The sequence below is a fragment of the Pedobacter steynii genome (assembly GCF_001721645.1).
GTDB lineage: Bacteria > Bacteroidota > Bacteroidia > Sphingobacteriales > Sphingobacteriaceae > Pedobacter > Pedobacter steynii_A.
Genome location: NZ_CP017141.1, coordinates 5,537,290 through 5,551,201, shown reverse-complemented (window position 1 = coordinate 5,551,201; position 13,912 = coordinate 5,537,290). Strand labels below are relative to the sequence as shown.

The 13,912-nt window shown below is 42.7% G+C and carries 12 protein-coding genes; 4 read left to right on the top strand and 8 right to left on the bottom strand.

Features of this window, described 5'->3' with window-relative positions; genetic code table 11:
- Nucleotides 1–11 precede the first annotated feature (11 nt).
- From BFS30_RS22905 to BFS30_RS22870, 8 genes are all read right to left on the bottom strand, one after another.
- Nucleotides 12–1,637 (bottom strand): NADP-dependent glyceraldehyde-3-phosphate dehydrogenase, encoded by a 1,626-nt coding sequence (locus tag BFS30_RS22905; protein WP_069381421.1) that lies wholly within the window; start codon nt 1,635–1,637, stop codon nt 12–14.
- A 33-nt stretch (nt 1,638–1,670) separates the two neighbouring features.
- Entirely contained in the window at nt 1,671–3,038 is a 1,368-nt protein-coding gene (locus tag BFS30_RS22900; RefSeq protein WP_069381420.1) for an MFS transporter, read from the bottom strand.
- A gap of 38 nt (nt 3,039–3,076) precedes the next feature.
- The gene (locus BFS30_RS22895) at nt 3,077–3,736 is read right to left on the bottom strand and encodes a bifunctional 4-hydroxy-2-oxoglutarate aldolase/2-dehydro-3-deoxy-phosphogluconate aldolase (RefSeq protein WP_069381419.1); all 660 of its coding nucleotides are present in this window, start codon (nt 3,734–3,736) and stop codon (nt 3,077–3,079) included.
- Between the two features lie 45 nt (nt 3,737–3,781).
- On the bottom strand, nt 3,782–4,810 hold the full coding sequence (locus tag BFS30_RS22890; RefSeq protein WP_237028644.1) for a PfkB family carbohydrate kinase: 1,029 nt from the start codon (nt 4,808–4,810) through the stop codon (nt 3,782–3,784).
- A 4-nt stretch (nt 4,811–4,814) separates the two neighbouring features.
- Entirely contained in the window at nt 4,815–6,215 is a 1,401-nt protein-coding gene (gene uxaC, locus BFS30_RS22885) for a glucuronate isomerase (RefSeq protein WP_069381418.1), read from the bottom strand.
- Nucleotides 6,216–6,337: 122 nt separating this feature from the next.
- Complete coding sequence (locus BFS30_RS22880; protein ID WP_069381417.1) at nt 6,338–7,144, bottom strand: hypothetical protein; 807 nt, start codon at nt 7,142–7,144, stop codon at nt 6,338–6,340.
- Nucleotides 7,145–7,310: 166 nt separating this feature from the next.
- Nucleotides 7,311–8,063 (bottom strand): arylamine N-acetyltransferase family protein, encoded by a 753-nt coding sequence (locus tag BFS30_RS22875; RefSeq protein WP_069381416.1) that lies wholly within the window; start codon nt 8,061–8,063, stop codon nt 7,311–7,313.
- A 17-nt stretch (nt 8,064–8,080) separates the two neighbouring features.
- Nucleotides 8,081–8,677 (bottom strand): helix-turn-helix transcriptional regulator, encoded by a 597-nt coding sequence (locus BFS30_RS22870; protein ID WP_237028643.1) that lies wholly within the window; start codon nt 8,675–8,677, stop codon nt 8,081–8,083.
- A 137-nt stretch (nt 8,678–8,814) separates the two neighbouring features.
- On the opposite strand from BFS30_RS22870, the gene BFS30_RS28145 reads away from it, so the two are divergent.
- From BFS30_RS28145 to BFS30_RS22855, 4 genes are all read left to right on the top strand, one after another.
- Nucleotides 8,815–8,943 (top strand): hypothetical protein, encoded by a 129-nt coding sequence (locus tag BFS30_RS28145; RefSeq protein ID WP_257785590.1) that lies wholly within the window; start codon nt 8,815–8,817, stop codon nt 8,941–8,943.
- 156 nt (nt 8,944–9,099) lie between these two features.
- The gene (locus BFS30_RS22865) at nt 9,100–9,609 is read left to right on the top strand and encodes a DUF2480 family protein (protein ID WP_069381414.1); all 510 of its coding nucleotides are present in this window, start codon (nt 9,100–9,102) and stop codon (nt 9,607–9,609) included.
- Entirely contained in the window at nt 9,610–10,737 is a 1,128-nt protein-coding gene (locus BFS30_RS22860; RefSeq protein ID WP_069381413.1) for an efflux RND transporter periplasmic adaptor subunit, read from the top strand. It abuts the gene before it with no gap.
- A 9-nt stretch (nt 10,738–10,746) separates the two neighbouring features.
- A complete protein-coding gene (locus tag BFS30_RS22855; protein ID WP_069381412.1) occupies nt 10,747–13,905 on the top strand; it encodes an efflux RND transporter permease subunit in 3,159 nt (1,052 codons plus the stop codon).
- Nucleotides 13,906–13,912: the final 7 nt, after the last annotated feature.

The window sequence follows — 13,912 nt, the reverse complement described above, 5'->3', positions numbered from 1 at the left end:
CTTTTCTTTTCTTAAAACAGATACCTGGTACTTAAGAAATTGGAACTGTTTCCATCTACAATTTCATTGATCAGATGTTTGTTATTGTCATTTAATTTTGTTGCTACCAGTGACCGGATAGAGAATGACCTTAAGGCATCAACTACGGATAAAGTCCCCTCCGCACTATCTTTTCTTCCTGTAAACGGAAATACATCAGGTCCCCGCTGACATTGGCAATTGATGTTTACACGGCTCACCTGATTTACCAGAGGATCAATCAATGCCGCGATTTCTTCTTCATCATTACTGAAAATGCTGACCTGCTGACCATGGGTAGACTCAATCAGGTATTCAATCGTTTCTTCCAGATCGTCAAAAGGAACAACAGGAATTACCGGCCCGAACTGTTCTTCCGTATACAATTTCATCTTTCTGTTTACCGGGTAAACAATAGCCGGAAATACAAAAGATTCATTTACGGCCCCACCGTTTTCGTTTCTTACCGTAGCGCCATTTGCAATCGCGTCTGCAATGCATTCCTGCAGGTAAGCTGGCTTATGAGGTTCTGGCAGAGGAGTCAAGGAGACGCCATTTTCCCAGGGCATTCCAAATTTAAGCTGGGCTACGGCAGCAGCCAGTTCCTTTAAAAAGACCTCCGCCAGGCTACGGTGAATAAATACGATCTTCAAGGCCGTACACCTTTGACCGTTAAACGATAAGGCACCTAATACAGTTTCCTGAACGGCAAGTTGTACATCTGCCCTGGCAGTGATAATTGCGGCATTCTTTGCATCCAGTCCCAGAATCGCACGTAATCGGTTTACTTTGGGGTGAAGCTTTTTCAATTCATTAGCTACTTTGCTGGAACCAATTAAAGTCAGGACATTGATCTTCCCTGATTTCATCAGATCGGGAATAATTTTATTTCCACGTCCATAAATGGTATTTACCACTCCTTTAGGGAAGCAATCCCGGAATGCCTCCAGCAATGGATAATGTAATAACGTGCCATGCTTAGGCGGTTTAAACAACAAGGTATTTCCCATAATTAATGCAGGAATCAACGTCGTAAAGGTTTCATTCAGGGGATAGTTAAAAGGCCCCATGCACAGCACTACACCCAATGGGGATCGTCTGATCTGTGCCACTATTCCCTGCTCAATGCTGAACCTTGAAGACTGACGATCGAGGTCTTTCAAAGCATCAATTGTAGCGTGGATATATTCTACAGTACGGTCAAACTCCTTCACTGAGTCTGCATAAGATTTACCAATCTCCCACATCAGTAGTTTGACCACAATGGCTTTCTTTTCAATAATACGATGCGTAAATTTCTCTACACAGCTGATCCTGTCGCCGACACTCATGGTTGGCCATTCACCTCTTCCATTGTTGTAAGCAGCAACGGCCGCATCCAGCGCTTCTGTAGCTTCCTTCTCGTTGCACAAAGGATAAGTTCCAATCACTTTACGTTTTAAACCTTCGGGGGTTTTCAGACAAACCGGCGACAAAACCTCATGTACTTCTCCATCCCATGCCCTTAGTTCACCATTGCTCAGGTATTCCCGCTGATGAACCTCCTCTTCTAATTTAAATTCCTCCGGAATTTGTTGCTCCTCCACAAAAATTGCCTGGAGCTGTTCATTAAAATTCATAGTTATATGGTCAGTTAGGTAAATAATACAGATTTACAGATCGGTGATCGGCGCGTATTTAGGAACCAGCGATTTCATCACCATCCAGGCCAGTAAATAAGCTACCGCACAAATTGCGAACATAATGGTGTACCCAGTTTGGGTATGCCCCAATAGCTTATAGTGGTCAAATAGCGCTCCTCCTAATTTAGACATGACTACTCCACCCATACCACCGGCCATTCCACCTATTCCAATAACAGAAGCAATACTTTTTTTAGGAAACATGTCAGAAACTGTGGTAAAAATATTAGCTGACCAGGCCTGGTGTGCTGATGCTCCGATCCCGATCAGGACTACCGGAATCCAGAAGCTGATATGCCCCAGCGGCTGAGCGGCCAATACCAGTAAAGGGAATAAGGCAATCACAAACATTGCCCGCATTCTGCCATCATAAGGGGAATATCCTTTTTTAATAAAATACATAGGAAACCATCCTCCCCCGATACTTCCAATCATGGTCATGCTATACAATACCGTTAGCGGAATCATGATGTCGGTACCAGTCAGGCTATATTGTACCTTAAGGTACGAAGGCAACCAAAACAGAAAAAACCACCAGACCCCGTCGGTCATAAACTTTCCAAATGCAAATGCCCAGGTTTGTCTGTAGCCCAGTAACTTAAACCAGGCAATTTTTTCAGTAGCTTCCGTTTCTACCACAGTAGTTTCCGTCTCCTGGTCACTATTGATATAAGCGAACTCCAAAGCATTCAATCTTTTCTGACTTTCCGGTTTATCATAAAAAACAAACCAGAAGCCCAGCCAGATAAAACCAACCGCACCTACAATCAGGAAAGCAGCTTCCCATCCCCAGACTTTAGCAATCCATGGCACGGTAAGCGGTGCTAAAATCGCCCCCACGTTAGCCCCTGAATTAAAGATCCCGGTGGCAAAAGAACGTTCTTTTTTAGGGAAATATTCTGCGGTAGCTTTAATTGCTGCCGGGAAGTTGGCTGATTCACCGAAAGCCAATACTGCCCTGGCAAGGATAAAACCAATTACCGATACCGGTACCATTCCCAATCCAACCCAACTGATCAGTGCAGCAGCACTTACGCCGATGGGTAATGCAACCGCATGCATAATGGCTCCTATTGACCAGATGATCAAGGCAATAATGTAACCCCATTTCGTACCTAACCTATCTACGAACCGTCCTGCAAAGAGCATTGAAATCGCGTATACAAACTGAAATGCCGCTGTGATATTGGCATAATCACTATTGGTCCAGTTAAATTCTTTCTCCAGCGTTGGGTGCAGGAGGCTTAACACCTGACGGTCAAGATAGTTGACTGTGGTTGCAAAAAATAATAATGCACAGATTGTCCATCTGTAATTACCCATTTTAGTCTCTTTCATTATATTTGGTTTTGGTTGGTTAGGTCGTTTTTAGGGGCTTATCTACCCGCTTTTACCAGGTCAATTGTTGTTCTGGTTAAGGTATTTAGTTGTTTATAATCTTTTTGGTCTAATATTTCTTTACTGATCAGCTTACTACCCATTCCGACTGCACATACACCTGATTTAAACCAGTTGCTGATGTTGCTCTGTTCAATTTCCACACCACCGGTTGGGATAAACAACTGACCAGGAAAAAGGTCTTTAATTGCTGCCATATAAGATGGCCCAAGGATATTTGCCGGAAACAATTTAATCAGTCCGGCTTTCATCTGATGAGCAGTATTAATTTCTGTCGGGGTAAAGCATCCGGGAATCCAAAGCAGGCCCTCCTTATGGACCAATTCACCTACTTCCGGATTTACAATCGGACAAACAATAAAATGGGCACCCGCGGCAATAAACTCTTCAGCTTCTTTAACAGTTTTAATCGTTCCGATTCCCAGATGAAGGTCCTGCATTTCCGTTTTCAATGTCTCTATCAGCATGCTAAAATTAGACAAAGCAGCCGGCCCGCGATTGGTATACTCTAAAACCCGGATTCCCGCCTGATATAGGGTCCTGATGATGTCCAGGCTTACCTGAGCATCTTCAAAATAAAACAAGGGAAGGATTCCCTGATCAGTAATGGCTTTTAAAGAGCTTTCTTTTGTTTTCATTTTTATATGTTGTTAACCGTTCGTCTTCTTATTTAATTATTTAATTTAAAAATTGGTTTCATAGGGTTGAACCATTGGCTGAATATCCTCAATCTTTGTCGTACTGAAATCAGTGCTGGTAAAGAGCTTGGCAAAGGCAGCCTTTGTGGCAAAGCCAAGGATATCCGAAGGCCCTAACTGGTGGTAAAAACCATATATCAGTCCCGCCATATAACAATCTCCACTACCTATTTTTCCGGTGATTTTTTCCGCCCGGTACTCTTTAGAAACAAAGAGTTCATGGTTTGTGTATAATGTACTATAATATTTCACACCGGTTTTAAAGTCAAACCTGAAGGTATTGGCTACCGAGGTACATTTCGGAAATGCTTTCATAATGGCTTTAGAAGTTATTTCTGCCTGCTCCAGGTAATTTTCTTTCAGATCCGCTTCCACCAACCCTGCGGGTACCGGAATACCGAGCATGTTTTCGGCAGCCCAGATATTGCCCATAATGAGGTCACAGTATGGAGCCAGTAAAGGCATCACGTCTATCGGATCCTTACCATATTTCCAGAGCTTACTTCTAAAATTCAGGTCCAGTGAAATCCGGATATTCCGATCTGAAGCCGCTTTTAAAGCTTCTTCACATACCGCTGCGACATCTTCATTTAATGCCGGACATATGGCACTGAAATGAAAGACTGTAATTCCTTCAAAAACAGCATCCCAATTTATCATACCGGTTCTAAGCGTAGAAAATGATGAATAATTGCGGTCGTAGATTACCCCTGCATTCTTAAGGTCTTTTCCGTTTGGCAGGTAATACAGACCGATCCGCTCTCCCAGGTATTGCATTGGAGCAGTATCTATATTCAGCTGATCCAGATAAGCAACGACTTGTCTGCTCATAAAATTATCGGGTACTGCAGAAAGGTAAGCTGATGGTACTCCCCATAATGCCAGGGCAGCAGCCACATTGGCTTCTGCACCTCCAACATAAAAGGGAAGGTTATTCTCTTTCAGCCAGGCTCCGTCTATGTCCGGAGAAATCCTCAATAACAGTTCACCAAAATTTAAAACCTTTCCCATCATATAATTAAAAATTAAAATATTCTTTTGCGTTGTTATAGCAGATGTCCTGAATCACTTTGCCAAGCCATTCCTGATCATCAGGTAATTCTCCATTCTCCACATCTTCTCCGAAAAGATTACATAAAATCCTTCTGAAATATTCATGACGAGGGTAAGAAAGGAAGCTTCTGCTGTCGGTAAGCATGCCTACAGAACGGCTTAGCAGGCCCATATTAGACAAGGTATTGATTTGTTTGATCATCCCCTCTTTCTGATCCAGAAACCACCAGGCAGAGCCCCATTGAACTTTTCCGGCTACCGTTCCATCATTGTAATTGCCAATCATCGTGGCCATCAGCTCATTGTCCGCAGGATTTAAATTGTAGAGTATGGTTTTTGCCAGGCAATTCTGAGCATCCAGTTTATTTAAAAATCTGGACAAGGCTTTACCTTGACTAAAATCACCAATTGAATCAAATCCGGTGTCAGGCCCCAGTTCAGACAGCAGGCGGTCATTGTTATTTCTTAAGGCGCCCAGATGATATTGTTGTACCCATCCCTTCTCGTGGTCCCATAGTGCAAACTGAAACAGTAAAGCTGATTTAAACTTCGTAGTTTCCGAAGGTGTTAAGGATGATTTGTTACGGATTTTCTGATAAATGTCCCGTACTTCTTCGAGTGTATAATCGTCAGCATAGATCTGTTCCAGTCCGTGATCGGAAACAGAGCAGCCGTTTTCAGCGAAATAGTCATGTCTTGATTTGAGCGCAGAAAGGTAGGAATCCAGACTGTTTAGTTCCTTACCTGTTAATGCAGAGAGCTGATCAATGTATTTGTTCAGACCTGGCAGATCGTCTGCATGCATGGCTTTGTCCGGACGAAATGCAGGAAGGACCTTAATGTCCAGTCCGTCTTTTTTTATTTTCTGGTGGTGTTCCAGGGAGTCTAAAGGATCATCTGTTGTACATAAGGTCTTTACTTGCATCCTACGCAGCAGGTTCTGCACGGAATACTCTGGTGTTCTGAGTTTTGCCGTACACTCCTCATAAATCCTCTCCGCATTTGCGGGGGAAAGCACTTCATATACGTCAAAATAACGTTGCAGTTCCAGATGTGTCCAATGGTATAGTGGATTTCTTAACGTATAGGGTACGGTTTCTGCCCACTTTTTAAACTTCTCCAGATCTGTAGCTTTACCGGTAATGTAATGTTCATCAATCCCATTTGCCCGCATGGCACGCCATTTATAATGGTCACCATACAACCAAACCTGGGTAATATTTTCAAACATGAAATCGTTTGCAATCTGATCCGGCATTAAATGATTATGGTAATCAATAACCGGCATCTGTTTTGCGAATTTATGATATAGCTGCTGAGCTGTTTGGGTCTGTAATAAGAAATTGTCGTCTAAAAAGTTCTTCACAATAATATTTTTAAATGTATTAATTTTTAAAGAGAAAGCGGCCAGGAGTTATAGGTTAAAAACAATTCTACATAATTATTGTAAGGATTAACAGGCTTCATGAGGAATTATTTGCGCAATCGTTATAGACAACTCCTGATCCAGTCGACCAGGTCCTTGGCTGCATTTAAATTATCAAAAGCAGCTGGAAGCTTCTTTCCATCTACATATTCATTATAAAGCCAGGGATCTCCAATGGCAAACACAGCTCCCTTACCATACTTTGCAATTGCCATCACCTCATCTCCGTCTTTATCCTTCAGAATAGATTGGGCCTTTCCGCTTAAATGAAGTGTACTGTATTCTTTGATAAACAGCTGTTTTGCGTTTTTAAAGATCCCATTTCCAGGGCCAACATCTACCCGCCCCATTTCAAACTGATTTTTGACCACCCTACCTTTACTGTTTGAGTTGAATTGTATACCAAATCTTTTTGCAAGTCGGTTCAAATGTTCCAGTTCCGCATTCCCTGTATCGTTTGCCATCAGCAGCAATACACCACCGGATTTCAACCAGGTGCCAATCGCCTGGATGTCTTTTTCAGCTAAAAAGTTGGGATTTGGACTTTCCTTTTCTGTATCCGGATCAACGATAATGTATACCGAAGCTTGTTTCAGGTTGTCTTCTGATGGCGCAGCAGTTAGCGTCTTTGTTATAAATCCTTTATCGTTAAATACGCCTGAAAACAAAGAAAAGCCGACTCCCGAATTTTCCTCCCATTTGTAATGCCAGGGCGTTTCGATGCCGTTTGCATCCTTCCTGACTTCATGATTAAAATAAGAATCCAGAATTACGATGGGTTTATCAGATTGAGGGTTTTGTGCCTGGGTATGGAAGGCCGGGGTTGTAAACAAGGTAAACAGAATAGGGAAAATGGAACTTTTGTTCATATCCTGGAATTAGTTCATTTGAATATTTGGTTGGCCGCTATAAGGGCCTGATACAAGTCTACAAAGATTTGCGAGGTAATGAAACAAATGAACCGGAAAAAATTACGCAATCGTTGGCGTAAACCAGCAAGAGAAAACCAATTGCAAAACCTGCCTAAGGAAATCCCTATGTACCCAGTACAATATTAAAATATTTTCGAAGCTGGTTATGAAATTCCGTTTCATCAGCAAATACCTTTTCTATAACCTGCTCTCCTTTCCTGATTTTCAGGCGTTCGCCGGTAATCGTGATTCTCCCGTTTTCAAGCGCGACAGAACAGATTTTATTCCTGGTAAAGTTGGATTTTTCACTGCTCTGATGATAAACGCACATCTCCCTGAAATTTGCCGGGATTCTGGGAATTTCAGTAAAAATATATTCAGGCAAAAAGTCATGATCTTTCCGCTTTTTAACCACCAGATAGGTATCGTCATATTTTTCGATCAGAAAGTCACCATAACGATCTTCTTGTACAATATTCAGGCAGATTCTTAAAGGCTGCGCGCTAAAGTCGCCGAATCCCACGTCTACCAGATAGGCGTCATCATCTATTTCCACTACAATGGCCATATGATCAAACTCAGCCCCGAAGCCCTTATCCTTATTGCCGACCCTTCCTGAGATTAATTTCGCTTTAAAGCCCAGGTAGGTTAACAGGCCGAAAAAAGTCCCGTTGAGTTCGTAACAGAAACCACCTCTTCCCCTTTCCACAATTTTATCAAAGGCATTTTCCATTTTTATTTCCAGCCCCTGATGAATGTCCAGATTTTCAAAAGGAATATGAAGCAGGTGTAAATGCTGCAGGTTGTTGAGCAAAATGATTGAGGGGTTGAGATCTCCCTTATACTTTATCCTTTCCAGGTATTTTAAATAATTCATGTGTTTACCTAAAATCTTTACTGAGTTTCTGCGATTCTGTAAGCACATCGGCGGTCTCCACTTAGGATATGGTCGATTCTGCTGATCTCGACCTTACTGCCGAGTACCTGTTTAAAAATATTCAGTTCTCCGGTACAAAAACCCTGACAGGATTTTGCTGCTGCACAGATCGGACAATGATTCTCGATCAGGAGATATCCGGCTTCATCTTTGGTATACTCCGCCATATAACCTTCCCTGGTTCTGATTTCGGTCAAGCCGGCAATCCGTTCTTCGAGATTGGAGAAGGGCTCCAGTTCTTTCATATAACGATCTTTACCAAATACCTCTCCTGCATCCATTACCGCTTTTAGCGCATCCTCTCCTAAGGTATCCCTCATCAGGTTGATCAGTTTCACTGTAAGTTCCGCATGGGTATCCGGAAATTTAGAATTCCCCTGTGGGGTCAGGCTGAAGATTTGTTTTGGCCGTCCTACTCCTGTTGATTCGTTAGAAGCGCTCACCAAACCTTCTTCCACAAATTTTAACAGCTGTAACCTTGCACCTTCATTAGTTATTCCAAGCTCCTGCGCAACCGAAGCAGCGGTTAGTCCGCCCCTGGTCTTCAATAACATTAAAAATCTGTTTGTCTTCATAATCTAATAAAACAAGCTATCAGTTGTTTTATTGACAAAAATACTAACTTTGCCTCAATATTAATGGCTGAAAACTCATATGGATCAAAATTTATTTACGTATTAAACAAAGGATTATGCCAACCAAAGTACAAAAAAACATAAGCACCTTCCCTTTTGCTGCTGCCGGAACCCTTCCCGTATACCTTATTCCCTATTGGAACGTACTCTTTAAACGTACACCCAAGGCAGACAACCTGACTTAGTCAGCTTTTTCCAACTCTATACAAACAGGGAGCATTGTTGAGGTTCTCCCATTTAATTATTCGGTTTCCTGCAAGGGATTTTAGCCGGATCGGGATTCTTATGCCCAAAAATCAGTGATTAAACCATAAAAATCAGCACAACGAAAACATCTTTTAATGGATACGATTATCAATAAAGTAGAACAGTCAGGAATCCTGACACTGGACCTCCTGTTGTATAAACCGGCTAATGGCGAATACCAGGTATTTGACATGGTGCCTTATCTCTTCCATGGTTACCTGTTGCAGGAAAAATTATTCAGGGCAGAAATGGGACTTGTAGACTGGCATCAATATCGGGACAAGGAAGTAGTCCTTTACTGCTCCAATGATGCCATAGTTCCTTATTGGGCTTATGTATTTATCAGTTCCCTCCTTCAGCCTCACGCTGCTTTTGTCTGCTTTGGAAACGAGCAGGACCATCAGCAGCTCATCTGGATGCGAAGAATAATGACTATAGACTACCAGCTCTACAAAGACCGGAAAGTAGTCCTTAAAGCAAGGTCAGATGTACCCGAAACCCTTTATGTAGCCGCAACAGGAAGATTAATGGAGCAGGTACAAAGCCTGATGTGGGGTGAGGCCGGTTCCCCCTTAATGATTTATAAAAGAAAAAAGAACATATAAATGAAAACAGAAGTATTATTATACCCGCTTTTACTAAGCATCCTTATGACCGCTTGTAAACCCAACCAGAATCAAGGGCAACAAGAAGAAGTTCAGGAATTCCCAACATTATTACTGGAAGCGCGCAAAACAGCGCTTTCTGTAGAATATCCCGCCACTTTACAGGGGGAACAGACGGTGGAAATCCGATCGAAAGTAGATGGGTATATCGAACAGGTCTATGTGAATGAAGGCGCTCAGGTACGTAAAGGTCAGCCCTTATTTAAAATCGACGCCAATAGTTATCAGCAGGAAGTAAACAGCAGACAGGCAGCAGTAATTGCCGCCGAGGCCAATCTGGAAACAGCAACTATCCAAAGTCAGCGAACAAAAGTACTGGTGGATAGAAAAATTGTCAATTCTTTTGAGTTGACCTCGGCTAAAAATGTGGAAAGGGTAAAAAGAGCTGAATTGAATCAGGCAAAGGCAGATTTATCTTCGGCCCGGTCAAAACTCGCCTATACTCATATTGTAAGTCCGATAGCAGGTGTTGTAGGCAGCCTTCCTTACAAAATCGGGAGCCTTGTGAGCAGTACCTCTGCTTCAGCATTGACTACAGTAGCTAACACCAGACAGATCTATGCCTACTTTTCATTAAGCCAGCAACAACTCGCTTCATTTCTCCGCAAATATGATGGACAAAGGGTAAATGATAAATTCAGGAACATGCCTGAAGTATCACTAACTCTTGCTGACGGGACTCGGTACCCGGTAAAAGGAAAAATTGAAACCTTAAGCGGGGTTCTAAATGCTAATACCGGGGCTGCAAACTTTAAAGCCGTATTTCCCAATCCTGAATCAAAGCTCTGGAGTGGTGCAAGTGCAGTTTTAAGTATACCTACCACAATCAATGAGGCAATACTTGTGCCTAAAAGTTCAACTTTCGAGTTACAGGGCAAACACTTTGTGTTTAGCGTAGATGCAACAAATACAGTTCACAATACCGCTGTTGAGGTCATGGATGCCGTAACAGAAAAGGATTATGTAGTGATAAGCGGAGTAAAATCCGGAGACAAGATCGTGACTGAAGGCCTGGGTAATTTAAAGGATGGAATGAAAATTAAAGCGACACCATCCTCATCGAAATAAAAAAAAGATATGTTAAAAAAATTTATTGAAAACCCGGTACTGTCGACAGTCATATCGGTCATTATCGTTATTCTGGGGCTTCTCGGCCTCCTATCCCTACCCGTATCTCAATATCCTGAAATTGCTCCTCCAACAGTTGCCGTGACTGCTGCTTATCAGGGTGCCAATGCGGATGTAGTCATGAAAAGTGTTATTGTACCACTTGAAGAGCAGATCAATGGTGTTGAAAATATGACCTATATGACTTCCACAGCCAGCAATAACGGAAGTGCAACCATTACTATTTTCTTTAAGCAGGGAACTGATCCTGATCAGGCCGCAGTAAATGTTCAGAACAGGGTGACAAAAGCAACCAGTTTACTTCCAAATGAAGTAATTAAGGCTGGCATTACCACCAGCAAGAAGCTGAGTAGTACTGCTTTCAGCTTCCTGATATATAGTAAAGACAAGGCCTATGATCAAAAGTTCCTGGACAATTACCTGAGAATTAATATCATGCCCCAGATGAAACGTGTAGAAGGTGTTGGTGAGGCTGTCATTTATGGAAATCAGGAGTATTCCATGAGAATCTGGCTTAAGCCAGATGCTATGGCCAATCATGGAATGGTACCAGATGATGTAATAGCCGCATTAAAAGAGCAGAATATTGAAGCTGCCCCGGGCAAGATAGGTGAAAATAGCAGGCAGTCCGTTCAATATGCATTAAAATACACCGGCAGACTGGATGAGGAGATGCAGTTCGAAAATATCGTGCTTCGCAGCGCCCGCCAGGGCGGTCTGATCCGATTGAAGGATGTCGCAAAAATTGAATTCGGCGCGCTTGATTACACCACCTCCCTGGTGACTCAGGGAAAGGTATCTTCCGGAGGAGCGATAAGTCAATCTTCAGGGTCCAACGCGAGAGAACTAATCATCGCTTGTGAAAACATTCTGAAAGAAGCAAGTAAAGATTTCCCTCCCGGAGTAGAATATCATACCTTTCTAAATGCCAACGAGTTTTTGGATGCCTCAATAGAAAAAGTAATCTATACCATTGTAGAAGCTTTTATCCTTGTTTTTATTGTCGTATTTATCTTTCTTCAGGATTTCAGGTCTACCCTTATTCCGGCCATTGCAGTTCCGGTAGCTATCATTGGTACGTTTTTTTTCCTGAAACTCTTTGGCTTCACCATCAATCTGCTGACTTTATTTGCACTCGTTCTGGCGATTGGAATTGTGGTGGATGATGCTATTGTAGTGGTTGAGGCCGTTCATGCCAAGTTGGATCAGGGTGCCAAATCGGCTAAAAAAGCAACGATTCACGCCATGAGTGAAATTAGCGGGGCTATTGTGTCCATCACTCTGATTATGTCGGCTGTATTTGTTCCTGTAACCTTCATCACTGGCTCAGCAGGTGTATTTTACAAACAATTTGGTTTGACGCTTGCAGTGGCGATTGTCATTTCTGCCGTGAATGCGCTGACCCTAAGTCCGGCACTTTGTGCCATCTTTTTAAAGCCGCATCAGCCTGGTGAGGAACATCAGCCCAAAGGATTTTTGCCTGCTTTCTATGCAGGGTTTAATACGGCCTTCGATGCTGTAACCGGGAAATACATGCGTGCTGTGCGTTTCCTGATCCGCAGAAAGTGGATTTCAATTATCGGGATTCTACTATTTGGCTTTATTTTTTATACGCTGTTAAGAACTACACCAACCGGATTTGTACCAAATGAAGATGGTGGTGCTATTTATGGAGACGTCATCCTGCCCCCCTCGGCTACACTGGAGAGAACAGAGGAGATCACCAATCAGGTAGACAGTATTGCCAGAAGTATCCCGGAAGTGGAACTTTCCTCCAGACTGGCGGGAATGGACCTTATCAATGGGTTTGGAGGCTCTTACGGGGCTTTGTTTATACGTCTGAAACCATGGAAAGAAAGAAAAGGGAAAAATCAGGACGTTAGCGCTGTAGTAAATCAATTGTTTGCTAAAACGGCACATATCAAAGGAGCTAAAGTAATTTTCTTTGCCGCCCCGACCCTACAGGGATTTGGAAATAACAATGGTTTCGAAGTTCAGTTACAGGACAGAACCGGGGGCGATTACAAGGAATTTGCCAAATCCATCGGTAAATTTATGGCTGCCATTAACCAGCGTCCGGAGATTATGTATGCCACAAGTCCATTTAACATCGGATTCCCGGAACTGGAGGTGAACGTAAATGTAGAGAAGTGCAAAGATGCCGGGGTAAGTGTGAACGCTGTACTGAATACCTTGCAGGGTTATTTCGGAGGGGTCTATGCCTCAGACTTTAATAAGTTTGGAAAACAGTACCGGGTGATGATGCAAAGCCATCCCGATTTCAGAGAAAAGGAAGCGGATATCAACAAAGTGTATGTCAGAACAGATCAGGGCGCTATGGCTCCCATTTCTGAATTTGTTACGTTAAAAAAGACCTATGGTCCGGAGTTTATTAACCGGTTTAATTTGTTCACCTCAACTACTGTAACGGGCTCACCAAATAAAGGTTATAGTTCCGGAGATGCAATTAAGGCAATAGAAGAAGTTGCTGCCCAGACTTTAAGCCGAGGTTATACCTATGAGTTTTCCGGCTTAACCAGGGAAGAGTTATCCAGCGGGAGTCAGACTGTCATGATCTTTGCCCTTTGTCTGGTCTTCATCTATTTCCTGTTGAGCGCTCAATACAAAAGCTACATTCTGCCATTTTCCGTTCTGCTGTCATTGCCAATCGGATTGGCCGGTGCATTTATTTTCGCCAATCTCTTTAATATCGACAACAATATTTTTCTTCAGATCAGTTTAATTATGCTGATTGGATTGTTGGCCAAGAATGCCATTTTGATTGTCGAGTTTGCATTGATGCACCGACTAAGCGGCAGAAGCATTGTGCAATCTGCCATCTATGGTGCAAAAGCAAGGTTAAGGCCGATTCTGATGACTTCATTTGCCTTTATATTCGGCCTTGTTCCTTTAATGATGGCAACCGGTGCGGGGGCACTCAGCAATCGCTCCATCGGTACTGCAGCGGTTGGAGGAATGCTCATCGGCACCCTGTTTGGTGTATTTGTTATTCCGGTTTTGTTCATTATTTTCCAATCCGCACATGAAAAAGTCTCAGGTATCCCCACACCAAATCATGCTCCACGCCCATTACCAGAAATCATTTAAGTTACTA

Excerpts from the sequence above, each read along its gene's own strand:
- BFS30_RS22870 (WP_237028643.1), bottom strand. The coding sequence starts at position 8,677 with ATGTTATTGAAGACCAGGGGCGGACTAACCGCTGCTTCGGTTGCGCAG.
- BFS30_RS22875 (WP_069381416.1), bottom strand. The coding sequence starts at position 8,063 with ATGAATTATTTAAAATACCTGGAAAGGATAAAGTATAAGGGAGATCTC.
- BFS30_RS22865 (WP_069381414.1), top strand. The coding sequence starts at position 9,100 with ATGGATACGATTATCAATAAAGTAGAACAGTCAGGAATCCTGACACTG.
- BFS30_RS28145 (WP_257785590.1), top strand. The coding sequence starts at position 8,815 with ATGCCAACCAAAGTACAAAAAAACATAAGCACCTTCCCTTTTGCTGCT.
- BFS30_RS22895 (WP_069381419.1), bottom strand. The coding sequence starts at position 3,736 with ATGAAAACAAAAGAAAGCTCTTTAAAAGCCATTACTGATCAGGGAATC.
- BFS30_RS22905 (WP_069381421.1), bottom strand. The coding sequence starts at position 1,637 with ATGAATTTTAATGAACAGCTCCAGGCAATTTTTGTGGAGGAGCAACAA.
- BFS30_RS22880 (WP_069381417.1), bottom strand. The coding sequence starts at position 7,144 with ATGAACAAAAGTTCCATTTTCCCTATTCTGTTTACCTTGTTTACAACC.
- BFS30_RS22860 (WP_069381413.1), top strand. The coding sequence starts at position 9,610 with ATGAAAACAGAAGTATTATTATACCCGCTTTTACTAAGCATCCTTATG.
- BFS30_RS22890 (WP_237028644.1), bottom strand. The coding sequence starts at position 4,810 with ATGATGGGAAAGGTTTTAAATTTTGGTGAACTGTTATTGAGGATTTCT.
- BFS30_RS22900 (WP_069381420.1), bottom strand. The coding sequence starts at position 3,038 with ATGAAAGAGACTAAAATGGGTAATTACAGATGGACAATCTGTGCATTA.
- BFS30_RS22855 (WP_069381412.1), top strand. The coding sequence starts at position 10,747 with ATGTTAAAAAAATTTATTGAAAACCCGGTACTGTCGACAGTCATATCG.